This is a genomic window from Pedobacter foliorum (assembly GCF_013266735.1).
Classification (GTDB): Bacteria; Bacteroidota; Bacteroidia; order Sphingobacteriales; family Sphingobacteriaceae; genus Pedobacter; species Pedobacter foliorum.
Genome location: NZ_JABSNU010000001.1, coordinates 1 through 20,707, shown reverse-complemented (window position 1 = coordinate 20,707; position 20,707 = coordinate 1). Strand labels below are relative to the sequence as shown.

At 36.2% G+C, this 20,707-nt stretch carries 18 protein-coding genes and 1 rRNA gene; 1 reads left to right on the top strand and 18 read right to left on the bottom strand.

From position 1 onward, the window contains the following. Positions 1-44: 44 nt before the first annotated feature. The 13 genes from HQN83_RS00095 to HQN83_RS00035 all read right to left on the bottom strand — a co-directional run bounded on the left by HQN83_RS00095 (position 45) and on the right by HQN83_RS00035 (position 14,341). Positions 45-797, bottom strand: a complete 753-nt coding sequence (locus HQN83_RS00095; protein ID WP_173087356.1) for a hypothetical protein — start codon at positions 795-797, stop codon at positions 45-47. 23 nt (positions 798-820) lie between these two features. Then, a complete protein-coding gene (locus HQN83_RS00090) occupies positions 821-1,399 on the bottom strand; it encodes a cupin domain-containing protein (protein WP_173087354.1) in 579 nt (192 codons plus the stop codon). A 72-nt stretch (positions 1,400-1,471) separates the two neighbouring features. Beyond that, the gene (locus tag HQN83_RS00085) at positions 1,472-4,030 is read right to left on the bottom strand and encodes a DUF5686 and carboxypeptidase-like regulatory domain-containing protein (RefSeq protein ID WP_173087352.1); all 2,559 of its coding nucleotides are present in this window, start codon (positions 4,028-4,030) and stop codon (positions 1,472-1,474) included. Positions 4,031-4,215: 185 nt separating this feature from the next. Next, positions 4,216-5,481, bottom strand: a complete 1,266-nt coding sequence (locus HQN83_RS00080; RefSeq protein WP_173087350.1) for a sensor histidine kinase — start codon at positions 5,479-5,481, stop codon at positions 4,216-4,218. 5 nt (positions 5,482-5,486) lie between these two features. Beyond that, positions 5,487-6,860, bottom strand: a complete 1,374-nt coding sequence (locus tag HQN83_RS00075; RefSeq protein ID WP_173087348.1) for a sigma-54-dependent transcriptional regulator — start codon at positions 6,858-6,860, stop codon at positions 5,487-5,489. Between the two features lie 20 nt (positions 6,861-6,880). Beyond that, a complete protein-coding gene (locus tag HQN83_RS00070; RefSeq protein WP_173087346.1) occupies positions 6,881-8,065 on the bottom strand; it encodes an ABC transporter permease in 1,185 nt (394 codons plus the stop codon). A 26-nt stretch (positions 8,066-8,091) separates the two neighbouring features. Continuing rightward, complete coding sequence (locus tag HQN83_RS00065; protein ID WP_173087343.1) at positions 8,092-9,330, bottom strand: ABC transporter permease; 1,239 nt, start codon at positions 9,328-9,330, stop codon at positions 8,092-8,094. Between the two features lie 11 nt (positions 9,331-9,341). Continuing rightward, on the bottom strand, positions 9,342-10,007 hold the full coding sequence (locus HQN83_RS00060; RefSeq protein ID WP_173087341.1) for an ABC transporter ATP-binding protein: 666 nt from the start codon (positions 10,005-10,007) through the stop codon (positions 9,342-9,344). Positions 10,008-10,030: 23 nt separating this feature from the next. After that, entirely contained in the window at positions 10,031-11,515 is a 1,485-nt protein-coding gene (locus HQN83_RS00055) for a TolC family protein (protein ID WP_217277280.1), read from the bottom strand. A 10-nt stretch (positions 11,516-11,525) separates the two neighbouring features. Then, on the bottom strand, positions 11,526-12,773 hold the full coding sequence (locus HQN83_RS00050) for an efflux RND transporter periplasmic adaptor subunit (protein ID WP_173087339.1): 1,248 nt from the start codon (positions 12,771-12,773) through the stop codon (positions 11,526-11,528). A gap of 144 nt (positions 12,774-12,917) precedes the next feature. Next, positions 12,918-13,304 carry a (deoxy)nucleoside triphosphate pyrophosphohydrolase gene (locus tag HQN83_RS00045; RefSeq protein ID WP_173087337.1) on the bottom strand — a complete coding sequence of 129 codons (387 nt, stop codon included), beginning with the start codon at positions 13,302-13,304 and terminating at the stop codon, positions 12,918-12,920. Between the two features lie 7 nt (positions 13,305-13,311). Beyond that, on the bottom strand, positions 13,312-13,992 hold the full coding sequence (locus HQN83_RS00040) for a pseudouridine synthase (protein ID WP_173087335.1): 681 nt from the start codon (positions 13,990-13,992) through the stop codon (positions 13,312-13,314). 43 nt (positions 13,993-14,035) lie between these two features. Further along, positions 14,036-14,341 (bottom strand): hypothetical protein, encoded by a 306-nt coding sequence (locus HQN83_RS00035; protein ID WP_173087333.1) that lies wholly within the window; start codon positions 14,339-14,341, stop codon positions 14,036-14,038. Positions 14,342-14,623: 282 nt separating this feature from the next. Here HQN83_RS00035 and HQN83_RS00030 point away from each other — a divergent pair, with 282 nt between their 5' ends. After that, positions 14,624-15,481, top strand: a complete 858-nt coding sequence (locus tag HQN83_RS00030; protein ID WP_173087331.1) for an EamA family transporter — start codon at positions 14,624-14,626, stop codon at positions 15,479-15,481. Here HQN83_RS00030 and HQN83_RS00025 read toward each other — a convergent pair. The 5 genes from HQN83_RS00025 to rrf all read right to left on the bottom strand — a co-directional run bounded on the left by HQN83_RS00025 (position 15,478) and on the right by rrf (position 20,702). After that, positions 15,478-15,723: a hypothetical protein gene (locus tag HQN83_RS00025; RefSeq protein ID WP_173087329.1), complete on the bottom strand. Its 246-nt coding sequence runs from the start codon at positions 15,721-15,723 to the stop codon at positions 15,478-15,480. The two genes, HQN83_RS00030 and HQN83_RS00025, sit on opposite strands and share 4 nt — an antisense overlap. A 339-nt stretch (positions 15,724-16,062) precedes the next feature. Then, positions 16,063-17,931, bottom strand: a complete 1,869-nt coding sequence (locus tag HQN83_RS00020; RefSeq protein WP_173087327.1) for a M1 family metallopeptidase — start codon at positions 17,929-17,931, stop codon at positions 16,063-16,065. Positions 17,932-17,978: 47 nt separating this feature from the next. Further along, positions 17,979-19,328: a PhoH family protein gene (locus tag HQN83_RS00015; protein WP_173087324.1), complete on the bottom strand. Its 1,350-nt coding sequence runs from the start codon at positions 19,326-19,328 to the stop codon at positions 17,979-17,981. A 162-nt stretch (positions 19,329-19,490) separates the two neighbouring features. Beyond that, positions 19,491-20,132 carry an outer membrane beta-barrel protein gene (locus HQN83_RS00010; protein ID WP_173087322.1) on the bottom strand — a complete coding sequence of 214 codons (642 nt, stop codon included), beginning with the start codon at positions 20,130-20,132 and terminating at the stop codon, positions 19,491-19,493. 458 nt (positions 20,133-20,590) lie between these two features. Then, positions 20,591-20,702, bottom strand: a 5S ribosomal RNA gene (rrf, locus tag HQN83_RS00005). Positions 20,703-20,707 lie beyond the last annotated feature (5 nt).

The following is a 20,707-nucleotide window of genomic DNA, read 5'->3' as shown; positions in this document are numbered from 1 at the left end:
GAGAGGAGTTTCGCATATCTAACTACAAACTGTACAATAAGGATTTAAAAAGTGTACTTAACACCGAGACCACCACTTTCAGCAGAGAAACCGCTGCTTCCGTAGGTGTCTTTTAACTGGAAACTAGGCTGCCAATCAGCGCTAATTGCTATTGGCAAACTGCCTATCTTATATTCCAGTCCTAAAACTCCGGCAAGGCCAAAATAAAAATTACTGCCCTCCCCATACTGATCCATATAATCAGAGATTTCGTCTTTAAAAGAGAAGGCCCCTGCATAAACGCCACCTCCAGCATACCATTTTAAGCCTTCTACACCCTTTATATCATTATGGTATTCATACAATACACCTAAACCTATATCCGCTCCTACACCTGTGTATCCTCTGTATTTAAAAATTGCTTCTACCGCATGCTTTTCTTTAAAAAAGTGTTTTCCTGTAAGGGCAATACCCCACAAAAACTTTAGCCCTAAAGCTGTTTTATAAGAAGTTTCTACTTTTTCTTCTTTTGCCGACGTACTCATTTTAACGCCTTTTTCTCCTGTTGAGGTCCCAACCGTTTTCACATCTTTTTCTGAGGTTCCAGCAGATTGGCTTTCTGCAATTTGTTTTGTTTGCGCAGTTGAAACTGTTTGTGTGGTCTCATTAACTTGCGCAGTTGACTTTGCTGTTCCTGCTTTTTTCTGTACTATAGTTTTATTTGGTTGCTTTTTGCCAGCTTGTTTTTTTGTCTGTGCCTGAACAGAAAGCCCCAAAAAAAGGATCAATAATAGAATAGGTAATTGTTTTCTTTTCATTTTAATTAGATTGTTTTTACTTGTTATAGATTGTTCTTACCCGCTAAAAAGTAACGGAGAGGTTGATTAAACTTATTTTTGTAATTGTGCACTTTAAATAAGGGCTTAAATAGAATAGACATTACAGTCAAAACACCAATAGGAATTTTGGCCAGACGAAAAGTTTGATTGTATTTTTTTAGTAGGAATACGAGTATTGGTAATGAGGGGACCCCTGCATCATTAGTTTTGCCAGTATTGGCCAATTGAGTTAATGTGGTAAGGAAATGCTCTGTATCCATTGCCGGATATACCTTCCAGTTCACAAGAGCATCCATGAGTCCCTCGTTCCACATACTATGCCTAACTCCAGGTTTTATTTTAATAGTAGCCCCGCTCCTGTATATGCGACTTTCATTTCCTATACGAACGGTAAGCTCTCCCTTAAGTACCTTGAAATATTCTTCCTGATGAGGATGGAAGTGTACGGGAGGCTCTTTAGAAAACAACGGATAAAGAGATTCCATCTCAAGTAACTCCCCGTTTGTATCTTTGGCAGTCTGTATAAACCTGATGACCTGTCCGGTAACTCGATTTGCTATTTCCTTGTTGTTGAGAGACATAGTTCTAAATATCTGTTTAGCAAAACAACAGATATTTCATCAACAAAAGTATTCGGATAACACCCGTTTTATTTAGAAGTCAAATTTCACTCTTGCGCGGATTCCCCATTCAGAAACCATTGGGTTATTAAGATAAGTGAAGCGTTTTACCATATCTACTCGCAGTATTTTAAAAATATTACCTACACCTACACTACCTTCAATATATGGTTCTTTACCTAAAGAATTTGTAATGGGTACACCATCCTGATTAAGTACAAACTGCATTGTGTTATTGTTAAATGCAGGGTTATTTTCATTTCTCAAGCCACCGTATAATGCCTTAAATGACATTACTTCTCTAAGCTTCAGTTTTTTTAATAATGGCACCTTATTAAAGAAGAATCCATTAAAGTTCTGATCAATATTGATACTTGTGTAATGATCACTAACAAACTCTAAAAAGTTCATTAAGTTATAGGATTGCAGCTGATATGCATAAGTTTGATTGGCTCTGTGAATGTCCAATAGCGGAAAAGGTACTTTACCTAAAATATAACCTCCCTCAAGTGTTACATCAGTATACCCAAGTTGTGATAAGTAAAAACGCTTATCAACACTCCCCATAAAGTTATGGTAGCTATAATCACCACCTAGCACACCTTTTAAGCCAGCGGTATACCTGAAGTTAAAAACAGGATACTTACTTACAAATGGAGTACGATAGATCTTACTTTGATAAAATTTCTCATTCGGTGCATATCTTAACTGAAGTGATATTTCTGAAGTATTGATCTGATTACTTTTAATCAAATTATTGTCGCTTGAAGTGGCAAAATATAATGATCCCGCAGGTGATTGATTCCATTTACGCAAACCAACACTATAAGAAAAGTGGTTTTCAAATTCATGTACATAATCTACTCTGTAAAAATCATTGTACAACATCATATCGTTTGTACCTCGCTTAAAGGACAACAAAAAGTTATCTTCTTGAACAAACTGTAATTCCTGACCAGGTATTTTTGTATCTCTTTGGAAACTTGCTCTTACATAATTCTGTGGAAATGAATAGATCGACTTATTGTTTAAAGAATAAGTTCCGCTCAGAAAATACTTCCATTTTGTATCATTAAACCCATAAGCGGCATAGGTTTCGAAATAATAGCGTTTACTAAGTGCAGGAGTAGTTCTTCCCCCTAAACGTAAACGAAACCCTTCTACACTGTTAAAGCTGTAAAAAGTGTTTACCGGCCCCATTTCAAAAGGCCCAAAATCTTTATAGCCTGCAAAGAAAAGTGTAACCACATCCATTGTTCTCTTAAATGATGGAATGGTTTGCAGTGTATCTAAATTATGATATACTTTTAAATTTGTCCCAGTAAGTGCCTCCGGGCGATTATCTGCCCAAAACTGCTCTGATCTGTTCCCTGCATCGGCAACTACAACAGGAATTGCTGAACCGTGATAGGTAGTATCAGGGTGTTCTTTATTAATCAAATAATCTTTAAAATTTACAGTTCTCTCACCGGTAAACCCTGTTCCTCCTTTTTTACTTAAACCAAAATCAACGATCAGATTACTTTTGCTAAGGTGATAGCGTTTATCCGGATTTTGCTCAAAATCAAGCTTAGCCTCTAACGCTCTAACAAAGTTCAAATTGATATCCTTATTTACAGTAAGGTATGCGTTCTGAACAGCATAATTACCATCTAAGGTGATGTAAAGCTTACCTTCAAACAATAAATCTGTATTGTTTCTTGGCATAAAAGAAAGCTCAACAAGTTTTGGATTATGGTTTTGAATCGTATCTGTAATGAAGAACTTATAAAAAGTAGGTGCCCCATCAGCAATTGGACTTAGCAATTGATTACTTACAACAGAAATATTATTATCATAGATATCTATATCCTGATACATTCTATCAAAATACGCTGTTAAGCCCTGATTATCAATAAACCGTTCATCAAAATTAACTCGTTTATCGGCAATTACAATGGTTTTTAGTTTCTCAGGACTTTTACGGAAGTAATTGTTTGAAAGCTTCTCTTGCTGAAATACCGGAAGCGTAGTTTTACCTCCTATTTTGGTAGAGTCTTGCTCTTGAAATAGGAATTTATAGTTACGGAATATCCTTTTGTTTTTAAACTTATCAGAAAGATTACTCATAGAAAACATCATTCTTTCGTATTTCTTATATTCTACGAAATCATAATGATCCATACGGTTCTTCGATTTATTGGCAATCACTTGCCTGATCAGCTCTACCGCAGGGTTATCTTTGTTTTTATATTTTGGTCTTTTGCCAGCTGTAATTACCACCTCATCCATTTGGGTGGTTTCGCTTTGCAACTGCACATTTATAGTTTGTGTTTTACCAGGAGTAATTGTTTTAATAACAGATTTATAACCGACATAGCTAAATTTAACCTGTGTATGGTTATCACTAATCGTGATACTATATTGTCCATCGGCATCCGTTCTGCCACCCTTTTCCGTTCCGGTAATTAAAAATGAAACATAAGGTAAAGTTTCTTTGGTTGTAGCATCAGTTACAATACCATTAACAACCGTTTGCTGGGCTTCTGAAGTAAAAGCAAATGTTAAGAGTAAAACAATTGACCCTATATATTTAAAAAATTGATGTTTCATTATGTAATTCATTTACCTTAATCCTGCTAACGCAATGGTATTTACCGGACATACTCATTCAGGATGTCGACAAAGGTACATCTCAACTTTTGAATATTATACTAAAATAGTCAGGATAAACTCTTAAGGTAAATGTTATGACATCAAAATGAAAAAGCAAAATAGAGAATACTGTAAATAACTGATTATCTGAGCTGAATAACAAAATCTGTTTGTCCAGGCAGTAAGGTTTTTAAGGAAAATACAAAACCGTGATTGAGCAATATCTCCCTAACCAGAGTAAGGCCAATACCCTGACCATCTTTCTTTGTACTAAAGAACGGGCTAAAAAGCTGCTCACTTAAGTCCTCTGATATTCCCCTTCCATTATCAGAGATTGTCAGTTTCTTTAATTTAGTATTTAAAGCAAAGCGAACAATACCCTCTTTTTCAATAGCTTCTACTGAATTTTTAACTATATTAATCAGTGCTTGTTCCATTTGCTGAGAATCAGCTGATATGTAAAACGGAGTATTTGGTAAGTCAAATTCAAAACTAGCACCATTTTCCTTTGCTTTGATATGCATAAAATCTGAAACTGAATAAATTAAGGCTACAAGGTCAACCTGAAGCTTATTTACCGGTGTCAACTTTACGAGGTCTGCAAAGTTTCTCATAAACAGATTTAGGTTCTGGTTTCTGGCCACAGCTACATGCATCGCATTCTTTAAAGATGATTTATCAGCAGAAGCCCAAATATCATTGGCATCTAAAGCCATGTTAATGATTGAATTTACTGGCCCAATTGTATTATTAACTTCGTGCGCCATCATCCTGATCACTTTACCATAAGCATTCTTTTCTGCTTCAAAAATCTCTGCGGTTACTTCTTCGATCATCACAAACATGCGAGGAAAACCTCTGTCTATAAAATGAGATTTCTGAACCTTGTAGGTATTTAAACTACCTATCCTTATAGTTTTAGACTCTCCAACCTGAAGTGGTTCAAACTGAGCTAAAAGTAGTTCAGGGTTTACACCTAGTATTTCTTCTGCTTTTGGGTTAATTTGCTTCACATGGTTATCATAATCAAGTATAACGATACCTGTGGGCGAAGTATGGATCAGTTTTTCAAGAAAAAAGTGCTGCGCTTCCTGCTTTGTCCTTTCTTCCCTTAAGGCATCCATCATTTCATTATATACATCTATCAGCTCATCTGTTTCTTGTTTTCCAGTGGGTAAAAACTTAACATTAAAATCACGGTCATTGATTGCACTTATCCCCTCTCTCAGGTAATTTAAAGGCTCTACAAGCTGTCTATAAAGACCAATCGAGATCACCACCGAAATGATAACCAAAACTTCAGAAACTATAAAAATCACCTTATTCTTTTCCAGAATAAGATAGCTAAGTCCTAAAAAGACAAGATGAAGAATGACAATAAAAAGGATATACTTAGTCTTTAGCTTCATTAAGTTTAATCTTCGGCTTCATTAAATGGAATCTGATACTTCTCAAGTCTGCGGTATAGTGAGTTTCTTGTTATTCCAAGAGAGGCAGCAGCTTTGGTAATCTTATTTTGATGAAAGCTCATTGCTCTCTTAACCATTTCAATTTCCATCTCCTCAAGTGTAATACTGCCTACACCAGGCATTTGTACACTTGCTTTTTTTGTTGGAGATAGTTCTAATTGTGCTTTAAAATCATCAATACCAAGTTCGTTATTTTTACATACTAAAATGGTTCGTTCTACCAGATTTTTTAATTGTCTTATATTACCTGGTAACTCTAATTGTTGCAGCCATTTCATTGCATTAGCCGATACCGATAACAATGGGCGATTGTAAATTTCTTTAAGGTTATCAATAAAGAAATTTACCAATAAAGGTATATCACCAGATCGTTCACGTAAAGGCGGTAAATTAATGGTGATCAGGTTGATGCGATACAACAAGTCTTCTCTGAAAGTGCCCGCACCGACCATTTCATTTAAGCTTTTATTAGTTGCGCACACCACCCTGACATCCACGACTTTACTACGGCTACTACCCAATACTTCATATGTTCTGTCTTGCAATACTCTTAATAGCTTAACCTGACTACCTGCCTCGAGCTCCCCTATTTCATCTAAAAAAATAGTTCCCTTATTTGACATTTCAAATCGTCCGGTTCTATCAAAACGGGCATCAGTAAATGCACCACGAACATGACCAAACATTTCACTTTCAAACAAAGAGGAAGATATACCTCCAAGATTAACCTTCACAAAGGGCTTATTCCTACGCAAACTGTTCTCATGGATTGCTTCGGCTATTAGTTCTTTCCCCGTTCCACTTTCTCCTAGAATTAGCACCGACGCATCAGTTGGTGCTACCTGACCTATGGTTTCCAGTATATCAAGCATTCGCGGATCCTCCGCAATAATCTGTTTAAAGTTATACTGCTTATCTAGTTGTTTACGACTGCTATTCTTTGTTTTAGTAGTGTTTAACTCAAGTAGTGTTTTAACTGATTGCAGAACGTGTTCATTATTCCAAGGCTTATTTATAAAATCGTTGGCTCCAAGTTTCATACCCTGAACAGCCAGCTGAATACTTGCCCAACCTGTAATTAGAATTACAGGAACACTAGCATCAATCTGTCTAATGCTACTCAGCAATTCCATCCCTTCCTTTCCGGTAGTATCAATGGAAAAGTTAAGATCAAGAATAATCAGTTCAGGTATTTGCTTTTTGATGATATTTAAAGCCCCTACAGCACTATCAGCTTCCTGAACTTTATTACCTCCGCTTTCAAGCAATAAAGTTAAAGAAGTCCTTACAGCAATATCGTCATCTACAATCAGTATCATATACAAAGTTAATATAGTTATTATTCTTCATGCAATGCAATTGCAGGATGTATAGCAGCAGCCTGCTTACCAGGATATAAAGAACAGAATATCACTAGCAAATAAATAAATGCAATCGAAAGCAGCAGCGCAATAATGTAAACAGCCGTAGGCACATTAAATACATTCAACAAAGGAAACTGCAAAGCAAAAAATGAACCTACGATAATGGATAATGTTGCCAACATCAATGACTCTGAAACAAGTTGAAATGATACAGAAGATCCCGTTGCACCAAGAGCCCTCCTTAAACCTATTTCTCCCCTGCGTTGGCTAATGTTATACCATAACACTCCAAACAGACCAAGAGCTACGTTAATGATAAGAAAGCCCGCTACAGTAATACAAATAATCATCGGAATAATTGTGTCTTCATTAGTTGAATCACGCATGTCTTCAAGATGCTGAATCTCCAAATTTGAATTCTGTATAGTTCTGGCCAGCAGTTTATGCAAACGGCTTTCGAAAGCAGCATCTGCATCGGGGCTCACTTTAATCAGAATAGTCCCTATCCAGCCAAAGGCTCCACTATCCAGTCTTTTGTAAAATCCTTTTCCAGCTGGCAAGAAGTCTCCACTGGCCTTTACATCCGCCACCACCCCAATAACTTTCCAGGTTTCCTTTTCATTGTCAGCTCCCACAACAGCACCTACTGCTTCTGCATCACCAAACATTGCTTGCTTTAAAGTCGAATTAATAACAACATTTCTCTTCTTACCAATTTTGTCTTCTTTATTAAACCACCTACCAGACAACAACCTCATGCCCAATACCTTATGATAATCATCCTCAATCATATAATTATCTATAGGAGACAATTCCTTGCCTTTATAGGTAAAGCCAGTAGTTGAATGGCTATTTGAATAAGGATAATTAGAAACTGAAAAGGACAACTCTTGAACTTGAGGTAATGCTTTTATTGTACGTCTTACGTTCTCATAAAAAGTTTCAAGAGAATCTACGTTAGAAGTTTTTAATGGGTTACTATATTGAATAGACCACACCTTTTCATATTCAATCCCGTTAGGCTTTATATAATTCAAATAATAAAACACCAATAGAGAGAATACCGCAAATATGACCATAAAGGACACCAGTATTTCCGACAGGAACAGAAAATTCTGCTTCCTTTTGTTCCAGATCAATTTAAATAAATGCTTAAACATGATAATTTCTTTTAAATAATGATTCCTTATTGTGCTTTCAAAGCACTAACTACATTTAATCTTGACATTCTCCATGCAGGATATACTCCCGAAAGCAATCCAAAAAACAGACAGACCACAAATCCAAAAAACAATACTGTAAAGTTTATTGATAAATTGAGATTGGGAATAATATTAGACTGATTAAAGAGGTAAATTGATATTACAGACAAGACAATACCGATGACACCCCCAAGGAGAGTTAAAATAACATTTTCAACAATAAACTGATATACAAGAGTTTTTGAGGACGCACCAAAAGCTTTACGTACACCAATTTCAGATGAGCGCTCCATTATTCTTGTGATGTTGATATTAACCAGATTTATAGTTGGAAGTAGCAAAAATAATAGAACAAGTAAACTGCCGTAAGTTAGTAACCTGCCTATACCTACATTTTCATTATTGCCTGCCAATGACCTCGCCAAATGCTCAATTGTATTATCTGCATGTGCATATAACATATCATACTCCTTATCGCCAGTAGGAACCTTTGCAAGCATTCGGTAATACTCCTCCTTCATTTTAGGAATATCTTTTTCTGATTTGGCTAATAATATTGCACCAAAACCTCCCGTTAAGCCCACATCTTTGTAACTCCCCTTGGAAACAGTATATGGCAAGTACAGATCTCCGTAAAAATTACGTATACTCCTAGGCATATCCTTTACCACTCCAATTACTCTATAATTTACATTATCTGCCTCAATGTACTTCCCTACAACAGATTTCTGATCACCAAAGTAATTCTTTCTGGTTGTTTCACTAATTACTGCCACACGCTCAGCGTTCTCCACCTGCTGCTTTGTGTAAGGTTTGCCTTCCATAAAAACATATTCAGCAATCTCCCAATAGGTAGCATTAGTATATTTACTCTCTATAACAAGCTTTTTATTGTTCACATAAGCATTAACCTTATTTGAATAAGTAAATATTCCAATTTTCTCAGGCACTTTTAACTTTGAAACATAACGATCCAGAAAATAAAAAGATGCCGAGCTACTGTTTATCCAATGCTGCTTAGAGCTTTCCAATGTTACTTTCGTTATATACAATGATCTATTCCTTTTTAAATCAGGATAGCTTGGACTAAGCGCTTTATCTAGAAATGCTGTTGCTACCATCAATATGGTAAGAGTAAAACTGATACCAAACAAGCTGATAAAAGTGAAGAACTTTCTTCTTTTTAGTACCACTATGGCTATTTTAAAGTAATTTTTAAGCATAACTATAAGGGTTATTGAACTTGAGAACCATCAAACAAACGTACCAATCGATGCGTTTTATGTGCCATATTTTCATCGTGGGTAACCATCACTATGGTTGTTCCATCGTTCTTATTAAGATTGATCAGGATATCCATAATTTCATTTCCCATTGCACTATCCAGATTTCCTGTTGGTTCATCTGCAAGAATGATTTGTGGCCGACCTACAATTGCTCTGGCAATAGCCACACGCTGACGCTGCCCTCCGCTAAGCTGGGTAGGAAAGTGTTTGATCCTATTGCTCAACCCAACTTTCGCAAGAGCTTCTGTAGCCAATTCTCTACGCTCTTTAGCAGAACCTGCACGATAAAGCAGTGGAAGCTCTACGTTATCCAACACTTGTAAATCGTTGATCAAGTGGTAACTCTGAAATATAAAGCCCAGCTTCTGATTCCTGAATTTTGCTAACTGCTGATCGGAAAACCTAGTAATATCCTGGTCAGCAATTTTAATACTCCCTTTGGATGGCTCATCCAGCAAGCCCATAATATTAAGCAGCGTACTTTTACCACAGCCCGAAGGTCCCATTATCGATAGGAACTCTCCTTTTGCAATATCTAAGCTAATGCCATTAATAGCCAGTGTTTCTACAGTATCGGTGCGATACACCTTTTCAATATTTTGTAAACGTATCATAATGTATAATTAGTGATTAAGATTTATTTATAAGTTATTTTTTCATTTTTTTCGAAATCATACAACGACAGGTACCTTAGCTGGTAGTAGGCTCCCCAAAAATCTCTTAATGAGGCTACATAATCCCTTTTAGCCCTATCACTTTCCTGAAATGCTATACTCAGATCTGTAATACTCAGATTACCTAAAACGTAGCGCTCACTTGCAATCTGATATTTTTCAGAAGCAATCCTATCAGCCTGAGCAGTTAACTCCAATTGTTCTTTCATCATATTAAAAAGCGTTACCTGGGTTACTATCTGCTGCTTAAAAGTTTGCTTATCCTGCTCTACCTCATAAATGGTAAACTGCTGATTAGCCTCTGCCGTTTTAGTCCTCGATTTAGATCTACCCCAATCAAGCACAGGGATAGCTAATTGCAACTGAACAGATTGTTGACTTTTAGGTGATCGGTAAACGTCTAATATATTACTGCCTGCACTAGAGAATCCCAAATTAGCCTTTAAAGTAGCTGTAAGCCCATTTTCCCCTTTAGCCTTTGCAACATCTCTTTTTGCCTCCGCAATCCGTCTTACAAAAGCTATAGCATCAGAACGGTTTTCAAATGCTTCTATCAGAACTCGTTCAGAAGATACCTCAACACGTTTTACCGCCTCTGGCATTGTCAACACAATTCTATCATCTCCTTCTATCCCTGCGTAACTTCTCAAATTGAGTGTTGCAATTTCCATATCTCGCTTTGCAGTCCCGACTGCTTTTTTAGCATTTACCTGTTCAAGCTGTAATTGCAGTATCTCATTTTTGGAGATTTTGCCTAATTCAAACTTCGTATTGGCTATGTTTAAGATGTTTCCTGTGTTCGTATAATTAGTCTCGGCAATATGAAGGTTCACTTGAGCAAGTAGCAAATCGAAAAAATACCCTGTCACTGTTACAGAAATTTGCTCCTGAGATTCTATGTAAGCTTGTTTACTCTCATTGTATTTTAGTGGTGCTATTCTTTTATCCCATTTAAGACTATTAAACTGCAACAAAGGTTGTATATACCCAATACCATATGGAGTACCATTATACAACACATTATCCCGGTCAAAATCAGTAAAACGTTGCAACTGGGTGGTACCATAAATAGTACCACCTGTTGCGGCCAAACTCTGACTAAAATCAAGCGTCAGTGAAGAGTTATCATTTCTTATCGGTTGAAAAGCTACCGTACCATTTGGTTGAAGTACTTGCGAGTATGTTTTATTATATCCTGGTAAAATACCACTTAATGCTAACTGAGGCTGATAATTAGACTTAAATGTTCTCCACTCCCAATATTTGGTTTCTTTAACAGTAGTAGCTTGCTTTGAGGCAATAGAATTGGCCTTAGCTTTTTCTACTACTTCATTTAAAGTTAGCCTTAAGGTATCCGACTCTACATGGGTATGTACACTACTCTTTTCGATGCTCAAGGCATTAAAACAACTTAAGATCATTAAAGCCGCTGTGAAAATGATTTTCATATGCTTATGATCAATTAGTGATTGAAATTTCTTTTGAATACTCGTACTTACTCATATCAGAAGTGATCACTGTCTCCCCTGCTTTTATACCACTTATTACTTCTACATAATCAAAGTTACTAAGGCCGGTTTTTACGCTTCTTCGTACAGCTTTCCCATTATTTAATACAAAAACCACTTGTTGATTTGAACCTTTAAAAGCTGCTCCATTAGCAACACGAATTACCTTGTTACGCGTTTCTGTAATCAGGAAAACATCAACTTTCATATTTGGTCTAAGCAATTTATTGTTCTTTTCATCCAGCTGAACTTCAAACGAAACAATTGAATTATTTACTGCCGGAGAAACACTGGAAACCGATCCTCTAAGTTGAGTATCATTTATTCTGATTATGGCAGACATGTTATTATGAAGCTGATCTAACATGTTATCAGATATACTGCCTGTAACCTTATAACTACTCAGATTTGCGATTCTAGCTAAAGACTCACCTTCCTTTATACTAGCCCCAATGTTTTTATTTACCCAGGTTACCACACCAGCTCGTGTGGCAATCACATTGGCCAGATCAAGTTTGCGCTTTAAGGCTTGCTGATCACTCTTTTGAATAGCCAAAGCAATTTCAGCCTCTCTGATCTCTATTTTCATAGTTTGCTGCTTGTTTTTAATCTCATTTTCAAGCTGCTGCTTTTCAAGCTCTGCTACTTTTAAATTTAACTGAGCCTGCTCAATGTCTTCTTTTGTGCCTCCGCCTGCTTTATACAGCCGTTGCGCACTTGCAACTGCATCTTTAAAATTTGCAATACGCAGTTGCTTGATGTTGTTATTGGAATTGATATCGTAAAAGGTTTTCTCGAGATCGAGCTTTAGTTTTTTGATTTCATTTTCTTTGGATTCGATCTGAAATTTTAGTTTATCGAACTCAGTTTCGGCCGATGACTTATCCAAAGTAAGGATAGATTCTCCCGCTTTAACCTTTGTACCTGCATCCATTAGAACATTTCGTACTGCAGCATTTATAGGGCTGGTTAGTACTTCTTCAAATTCAGGCAGTACTTCCCCAGTAGCATTTATCGTATTTTCTATGTTACCTGTTTCAGCCACCCCTGTCGTAAATTCAGCAGTTGCTATTGATGGTTTAATATAGGCGCGTAAAGTGAATACGCCTGCGACAATCACGCTCACTATTATCAATACAATTATCCTTGTCTTCTTCTTTCTTTTTGCGGTAACTTCTTCTTCAATTGGTTTGTCCATCTGTGGTTTATTTGAACAAACCATTACAAGCCGAATACCAAACTTAAAAAACTTAAAGACAGTCAGTTACAAAAAACAAGAACGCATAAAAACGCCCGATACCAAACTAAATGTTCGATATCGGGCATTTTTGTATAATACTCATTAAATACTATTTAAATAATTCTCAACTATAGGGATATCTGCTTCTGCCCAATCCTGATCTAACAGTTCCGATGGATTTAACCATTGATATGATGCATGTTCTCGCATCTCAATAGCACCTCCAATTATCTTGCAAACAAAAGGGATCAGATTAATTGAAAACTCAATATAATGGTGGATGTTGGAGGGCATTTCAAATAGAGTCATAATATCTAGATTTAACTCCTCCTTTATTTCCCGTACCAGGCAATCAGAAGCTGTTTCACCCGGTTCAATTTTTCCTCCTGGAAATTCAATCTTAAATGGCAATTTCATAGTAGCACTGCGCTGAGTAACAAGTACCCTACCGGTATCATCTACTATTATTGCACAAGTAACATTAATCATGATTAATTTATCGCCATTTCATTAAGTCCATTACTCTATTAAACTCATCGTGTAAAGGAGCCTTAAGGTGAATTTCTTCATTCGTTACGGGATGTTTAAATATAAGTTCAGAAGCATGTAATAACATCGTTGTCATTTCCCATTGCTCCTTAAACAGCTTATTTTGCTTATTGCAACCATGTTTGCGATCACCAATAATGGGGTAAAAAATATGCGCAAAGTGCTTTCTAAGCTGATGCATCCTTCCTGTTGTTGGAGTTGCTTCTACCAAAGAGTATCTTGAAGTTGAATGCTTTCCAAGAGCTACATCTAACTCAGCTCTTTTTAAAGTAACAAACGCAGTAAAAGCTTCCTGAATTGCTCCGTTTTCTTTTACTAATGGATAATCAATATCCTGACTATCGGGTGCATAGCCTCTAACAATTGCAAGGTACTTCTTTTGAACCAGACCGTTTTGGAACTGCTGATGCATGGCAATTTCAGCATCCTTTTCAAATGCAAATAATAGTAAACCACCTGTTTTCCTATCCAAACGATGAACCGGACTCACATACCTGTTTACCTGATCTCTTAAAAGCTGTAATGCAAATTCTTTTGCATCACTAGCAATTGAGGAACGATGTACAAGTAAGCCATGTGGTTTATTAATCGCAATTAAGTGGTCATCCTGATAAACAATCTCTAGCATTTAAACTTTTTTTCGCGAAGATAACCTTTTAAAGTTTCCCGTTCTATTTAGAAGTAATTTCCACAACTTCTATTAGCTCCGGACCATTTTCAACAGGATATCCATCAACCTTCGTTCCCTTTAAAGTAACCTCTTTATCTACATAGGTATTTAAATCAACTTTGCTGCTTCTCAGTGCATAGGTTTTGGAATCAACCTGTAAAGTATGTGTACCATACTGAAAGGTAGTCATACCTAACTTTTCAACCTTACCACTAAGTTTAATTAAGTTTTTGCCACCTGCCTGTTTTGCTGTGTTACAACTTACCATGGCAATTCCAACAAACAATAGGATTAATATCTTTTTCATAACCTTAAAACGATTAAATTTTTAATTACGCTACAAATAACAATAATTAAAGATAATGAAATGTTGCGATGTAACACCTTGCTACTTCCATTTGTAGCAAGTCTATAAAAGTTTAACATTTCTTAACATTTGCTTATTACTATCAACCTTACCTTTGAGGCATAAATATTTGGTTAGTATTTATAGTTTAGGTTTAGTTGATAAAAAAGAGCACCGATGGATTTCGGTGCTTTTTTGTTTAATGAAATCCTTAGATTTGCATCTTGATTCCCTCCCTTACCCATGAGCACCAATAAATTATTAAATATACCACCATTACCTGCCGTACTATTATCTATAATTAGCGTGCAAGGGGGCGCTGCTATAGCTAAAGGATTATTTCCTGCACTTGGTGCAACCGGTACCGCTTCGGTAAGAATTGGGTTGTCGGCAATTATTCTATTATTTGCTTATAGGCCAAATTTAAAGCTGTTGACCAAAAAACAATGGAAAGCTGTAATTCCATACGGTGTATCATTAGGGTTAATGAATGTTATTTTCTATATGGCAATAGAAAGAATTCCTTTAGGTTTAGGTGTAACCCTTGAATTTATTGGGCCGCTTTTATTAGCTGTTAGTGGATCTAAACGCTTGTTAGATTTCTTTTGGGTATTATTAGCTGCAATTGGAATAGCATTTATAGCCCCATGGACAGGAAAAGGAATTGATTTACTTGGAGCCGCTCTTGCATTACTTGCAGGAGGTTTTTGGGCAGGCTATATTCTTCTTGGTGGTCGGATAGCTAAGATAATGGATGGAGAACAAGCCGTTGCGGTGGGTATGATATTCGCTGCCATTGTGGTAGTTCCATTTGGTTTTGGAAGTGGTGGTTTAGCCAATTTCACGCCCTTAATGCTTTTAAGTGGTGGTGCGCTGGCATTGTTATCAAGTGCAATCCCTTTCACTTTAGAAATTGGGGCACTTAAAAAATTACCAGCACGTACTTTTAGCATCTTAATGAGCCTTGAGCCAGCTGCTGCAGCATTATGCGGAATAGTATTTTTAAGTGAGCACCTCTCCCTTTATCAATGGTTAGCCGTATTTTTTGTAATTATAGCAAGTCTAGGCGCTACCTTAACTAAAGGTAAAAAGAACCTTTAACTAGCCATAGGGATTCCATTCTTTGAAACTACCATCACAATAAGCGACCTTTGTTTCTCATCCCTGAAATTGATTATAAAGTTTTTATTCCCATTCTTTTTGATCAGACTAGTTAGCTTTGGAAACATGATAGCCAGTGATTCCACTTGCGCTATATCATCGCTATCAACAACAAGAAATCCTGAAGATGCATCATTCTTAATATGTTCTAAATTTTGGTGAAAAGGGTGTAATGAATCCATAATATGATTGGGTTGATCTGATTAATAAACTGCTATTTAATATATAACGAGATTAATTGCTATTATGCTACAATTAACCCCAACTATATTCCATTTATTTTTAGACAGTCAAATCTTTAAATTATTGATAATTTAAAGATTTAAAAAATGATATCTACGACAGTGCTTCAGATAAAAGAGAGGCAAAAAAGGAAATGAAAGAAGACCTTAAAGAACTAAAGGAAGATTTTAAAAGAGATCTAAAGGAACTTAAGAAAGAACTAAAAGAAAACAAAAGGGAAACTAAGAGGGATGCAAATGAACGCATGATCTAGTTTCCCCTATATCAAAATAAAATATCTAATTTAAAAGCTTATCAATTGCCTGATAAGTCATCGGATGATAGTTAGGCCTTGCTTTTTTGTAAATCTCCTTGGCCCTTTTTAGGCCTTCAAGGGTTTTCATCATTTCTTTATACAAAGGAATAATGTGCCACATTCTTCCATTTTCTATTAAATAATCTTCTATTCTTTTATCAGCAACTGCATAGTGGTTACGAATAGCCAAAGTGTACCAAGCTAACTGAATATCAGTATTATTAGATCCGGTAAAATTAAACTGACGATCTAAATCTGCCATCTGCTTTACAGTCATTTCTTGAGGCAACATATTGATAAAGAACTTCTTCTCATTACTTGTTACAATTTCTTTAGTTAAAATCGAAGTATCTGTCAGTTTCCCTTTATTCCATGCTGACGCTAAACTATCAATTTTAGAGAACTTACCTCCTTTAGCCCACAGACCTTTAGCATATGCAATATTTGATGGAATGCCAGGCCCGTAAACCCAATCATTTACACGAATCTTTTTCTCAAAATCAGCATTACCTTTAATTAGATTTTCATTCAAATAAGCAAGGAACTGTTCTGTAGAAACAGACTGGAATGCATGACTATCAAAATAGCCTCTTAAAAATGCATCAAATTTCGGTCTACCTACTGCTTCCTCAATAGTACGTAAAAAGAAATAACCTTTTTCATATGCTATATCATTAGTCCCGTCGTCAGGATTTCTGCCAGTATAGTCAGTTTTCAAATAGGTATCCTTACTTGTATCGCCCATCTCTTTTACTGCATCTTCTAATGCTTTTTTGGCGAACTCTTCTTGCATTTCGGCTTCCTGTTTACCAAAAATCTCTTCATCTATTCTGCGTTCAAAATAATTAGTAAATCCTTCGTTAAGCCAAAAATCATTCCATGTAGCATTTGTAACCAGATTACCACTCCAACTATGTGCCAATTCGTGCGAAATTATACTTACTAAAGATCGGTCACCGGCAATAACAGTTGGAGTAATAAAAGTTAGATTAGGATTTTCCATACCGCCGAAAGGAAAGCTTGGTGGCAGTACTAATAGATCATACCTTCCCCATCTATACGGACCGTATAATTTCTCTGCAGCATGTACCATTTTTCCCATATCAGCAAACTCATATACTGCTTTTGCTAATACAGATGGCTCAGCATACACTCCTGTACGTTCATCTACAGCTTTAAATGCAATATCACCTACAGCCAACGCCAATAAATATGAAGGAATAGGATGAACTTGTTTGAAATGATAAACACCTGTAGTGTTTTTCACCTCCGGATTTTCTGCACTCATTAAAGCCAGTAAATCTGCTGGAACATTAACAGTTGCATTGTATGTAAATCTGATACCGGGACTATCCTGACAAGGTATCCAGCTCCTGGCAGCGATACTTTCTGACTGTGTAAATAAATACGGACGCTTCTTACCTGCTGTTTGGTGTGGATTTAACCATTGTAAAGCACTTGCATCTTTATTAGTCGTATAATAAATAGTTATCAATTTTGTTTCAGGCGTAATTGCTACTTTTAATGCTCTTCCAATGTATTCCTTCTCCTCGCCGTAAGCAAACGTTGTTTCCTTTTCTTCGGCACCCAGTGTAATTTTAGAAATGTTAAGCTTACTATCATCAAAAATAATCTCATTCGATTTAGCCTTGTTGTTTATTGTCCAAACAGCCTTTCCACTAATTTGCTGATCTTCAAAATTCACTTTTATATCTAAATCCAAATGCTCTACAACAGCTATAGATGGTTTAGAAAAGGAATGAGGATCGTTAACCGACTGACCGGCAACTTCTTTCTTTTGTTTGCAGGATATGATCATTAGAAATGGAATGAAAAATATTAGATTCCTCATCACGATAGTTTTTTTAAGCATAAACAATAATAAGTTTAGTATTCAAGTTACAATAAGTCGTTTGCCAGATTTGCCAATTCACTACGCTCGCCCTTATCTAAGGTAATGTGCGCATACAGCGGATGGTTCTTTGCATTTTCTATCAGATAAGATAAGCCGTTACTTTCGGCATCAAGATAAGGCGTATCTATTTGATAAATATCGCCAGTAAATACAATCTTGGTATCTTCTCCTGCACGCGAAATTATCGTTTTAATTTCATGTGGAGTTAAGTTTTGTGCTTCGTCTACAATAAAAAAGATTTTGGCAAGTGTTCTCCCTCTAATATAGGCCAGAGGGGTAATCACAATTTTACCTGTGGTTACAAACTCATCTATCCTACTCTGCATTTTTAAATCATGATTATACTGCTCTTTTATAAATCTTAGGTTATCCCAAATGGGTGCCATATAAGGATCAATCTTTGATTTAGCATCACCAGGTAAAAAACCTATATCCTTATTACTTAACGGAATAATCGGCCTTGTTACATAAATCTGTCTGTAATCCTTTCGTTGTTCTAGCGCACTCGCAATGGCCAAAAGCGTTTTTCCGGTACCTGCCTTGCCTTGAATAGTTACCAGTTTAATTTCGGGATTTAGTAAAGCATGTACCGCAAAAGATTGCTCGTGATTTCTTGGTGCTATATTGAATATTTTCTTTGAAGCTACCGGATACAAACGCTGTGTTTTGGAATCAAACCAGGTTGTTGCAGTTTTTCGGCTGTTTTTCAGTATGCAGAAATGATTTGGAGATTGAGGAGCAATGTCAAGAAGTTCCGTGCTAATACTCCCTTCAGTTTTGAGTTCAGCCAAAAGTTCTTCAGGAACTTTAGTAAGGACAGTTTTACCAGTGTACAGTTCATCTACATTTTTGATCTTTCCAGTTTCATAATCTTCGGCATAAAGCTCTAGAGATTTCGCTTTTAAACGCAAACAAATATCTTTCGATACCAGTACTACTTTCTTTTCAGGAAATTCCTGCCTTAAACTTAATGCAGCATTTAAAATACGATGATCAAATTTCCCTGCACCAAAAATGACTTCAGCGTCAGCATGGTCAGGTTTATTATCCATTACCACTTTAAATCTTCCGCTTTTACTCCCATTTAATGGAATCCATTGGTTCATTATTTTATTCCCAGATGCATTATCCATCAAACGAATAAAACTCCTGGCTTCTGCATTTCGAGTTTCATTGCCGTTTTTCATGTTATCAAGCTCTTCAAGAACCTGAATAGGAATCGCTACATCATGCTCCTGAAAATTGTTAAAAGCATTATGGTCGTATAAAATAACAGAGGTATCAAGAACAAAAATCTTCTTTTGGGAGGAGGGATATTTAGCAGATTTACTCATAACACTTAAATTTAGCGAATTTTATGCTCGATACGAAATTGAATAACTAGCCAATAGGTAGTTAAAAATCTCAATATGGCAGTTAAAAATGTACTATAACAACAAAGCACCTCAAATTAAGGTGCTTTGTTGTTGATATTATTTTGACATAAAAGTTAAGCTTTAGAATAGCAAGTATATTTTAAAACCGAGGTTATTGAAAGCTCCACCACTGCTCATATTAAAATAGGTATATTTATTTTTATAACTACCCAGACCCTCTGAATTATTTCCATTTTGTTTATCTACGCTGTAGGCTGCACTTGCTGATAACAAACTAGATTCAATAGCGAATCTTTTAGAAAAAAACCAAGCTACGCCACCATTTACTGCAGCCGAATATTGATCAGATCTTCTATCCTCAGAATAAGGGCTACCATTATCAGTTTTCGTATAACCATAACCTAGTGACCCGCCAGCAAAGGCGTATAACTTTTTAACTATTGGATAATACTGCTGATAATTAACATTAGCTCCATAAGTTTTTCCTTTTGAACCTGACGCATTAGCTACATAATGATATTCTTGATTCCCAAAACTTACATCAAGACCTAATTTGCTGTTGTCATTTATAAATAATCCATAGCTTAAAGTGAAATTGTTCGTCTTTGATTCGTTAATCTCTGTAGTTCCAGTTTCACTTCTATACTCAGATTTACTTGTTTGTGAGTAAATACCAAAACCTAAAGCATTGGTACCTTTCGTTTGAGCATACCCGCATAGGGAAGCCAATACTGCTACTGCAGTTAATAGTTTCTTTTTCATGTTGTGTGTTTTTGTGTATAACTTAAACTTAGTCATATACATTGTCATTATGAAATATTTATTTTCATAATTTGTAACATAATTAAGGTAATAGCGAATAATATATTGATGGCTGTGACAGTTTTAAGAACTTATATAGTTCGTATCAATTCATAATAGCTATAAGGTAAAATTGTCATGCTGAGACTCTAGCATTGGAATAAATGCGAAAAAGAGATAATGACAATCTTATAAAGGTTCGTCATTATTTAATCGATCGTCATCCTGAATTCGTCATGCCGGCGAAGGCCGGTATCAGGCCCCCTCAAGAGAAAGGAAGCCTTACTAGTGCGAGGTCCTGAACTAAATTCAGGATGACGATGGGCATAATTATAAGACCAAACTGTTTATAAACAAATAGCTTAGGAATAGCTATAAACAAGAAAACCCTGTAGTGTTAACTACAGGGTTACTTTAAGATTTGGCACCGACCTACTCTCCCACGTGTTACCGCAGTACCATCGGCTCTGGTGGGCTTGACTTCTCTGTTCGGAATGGGAAGAGGTAGACACCACCGATATAGGCACCTAAATATT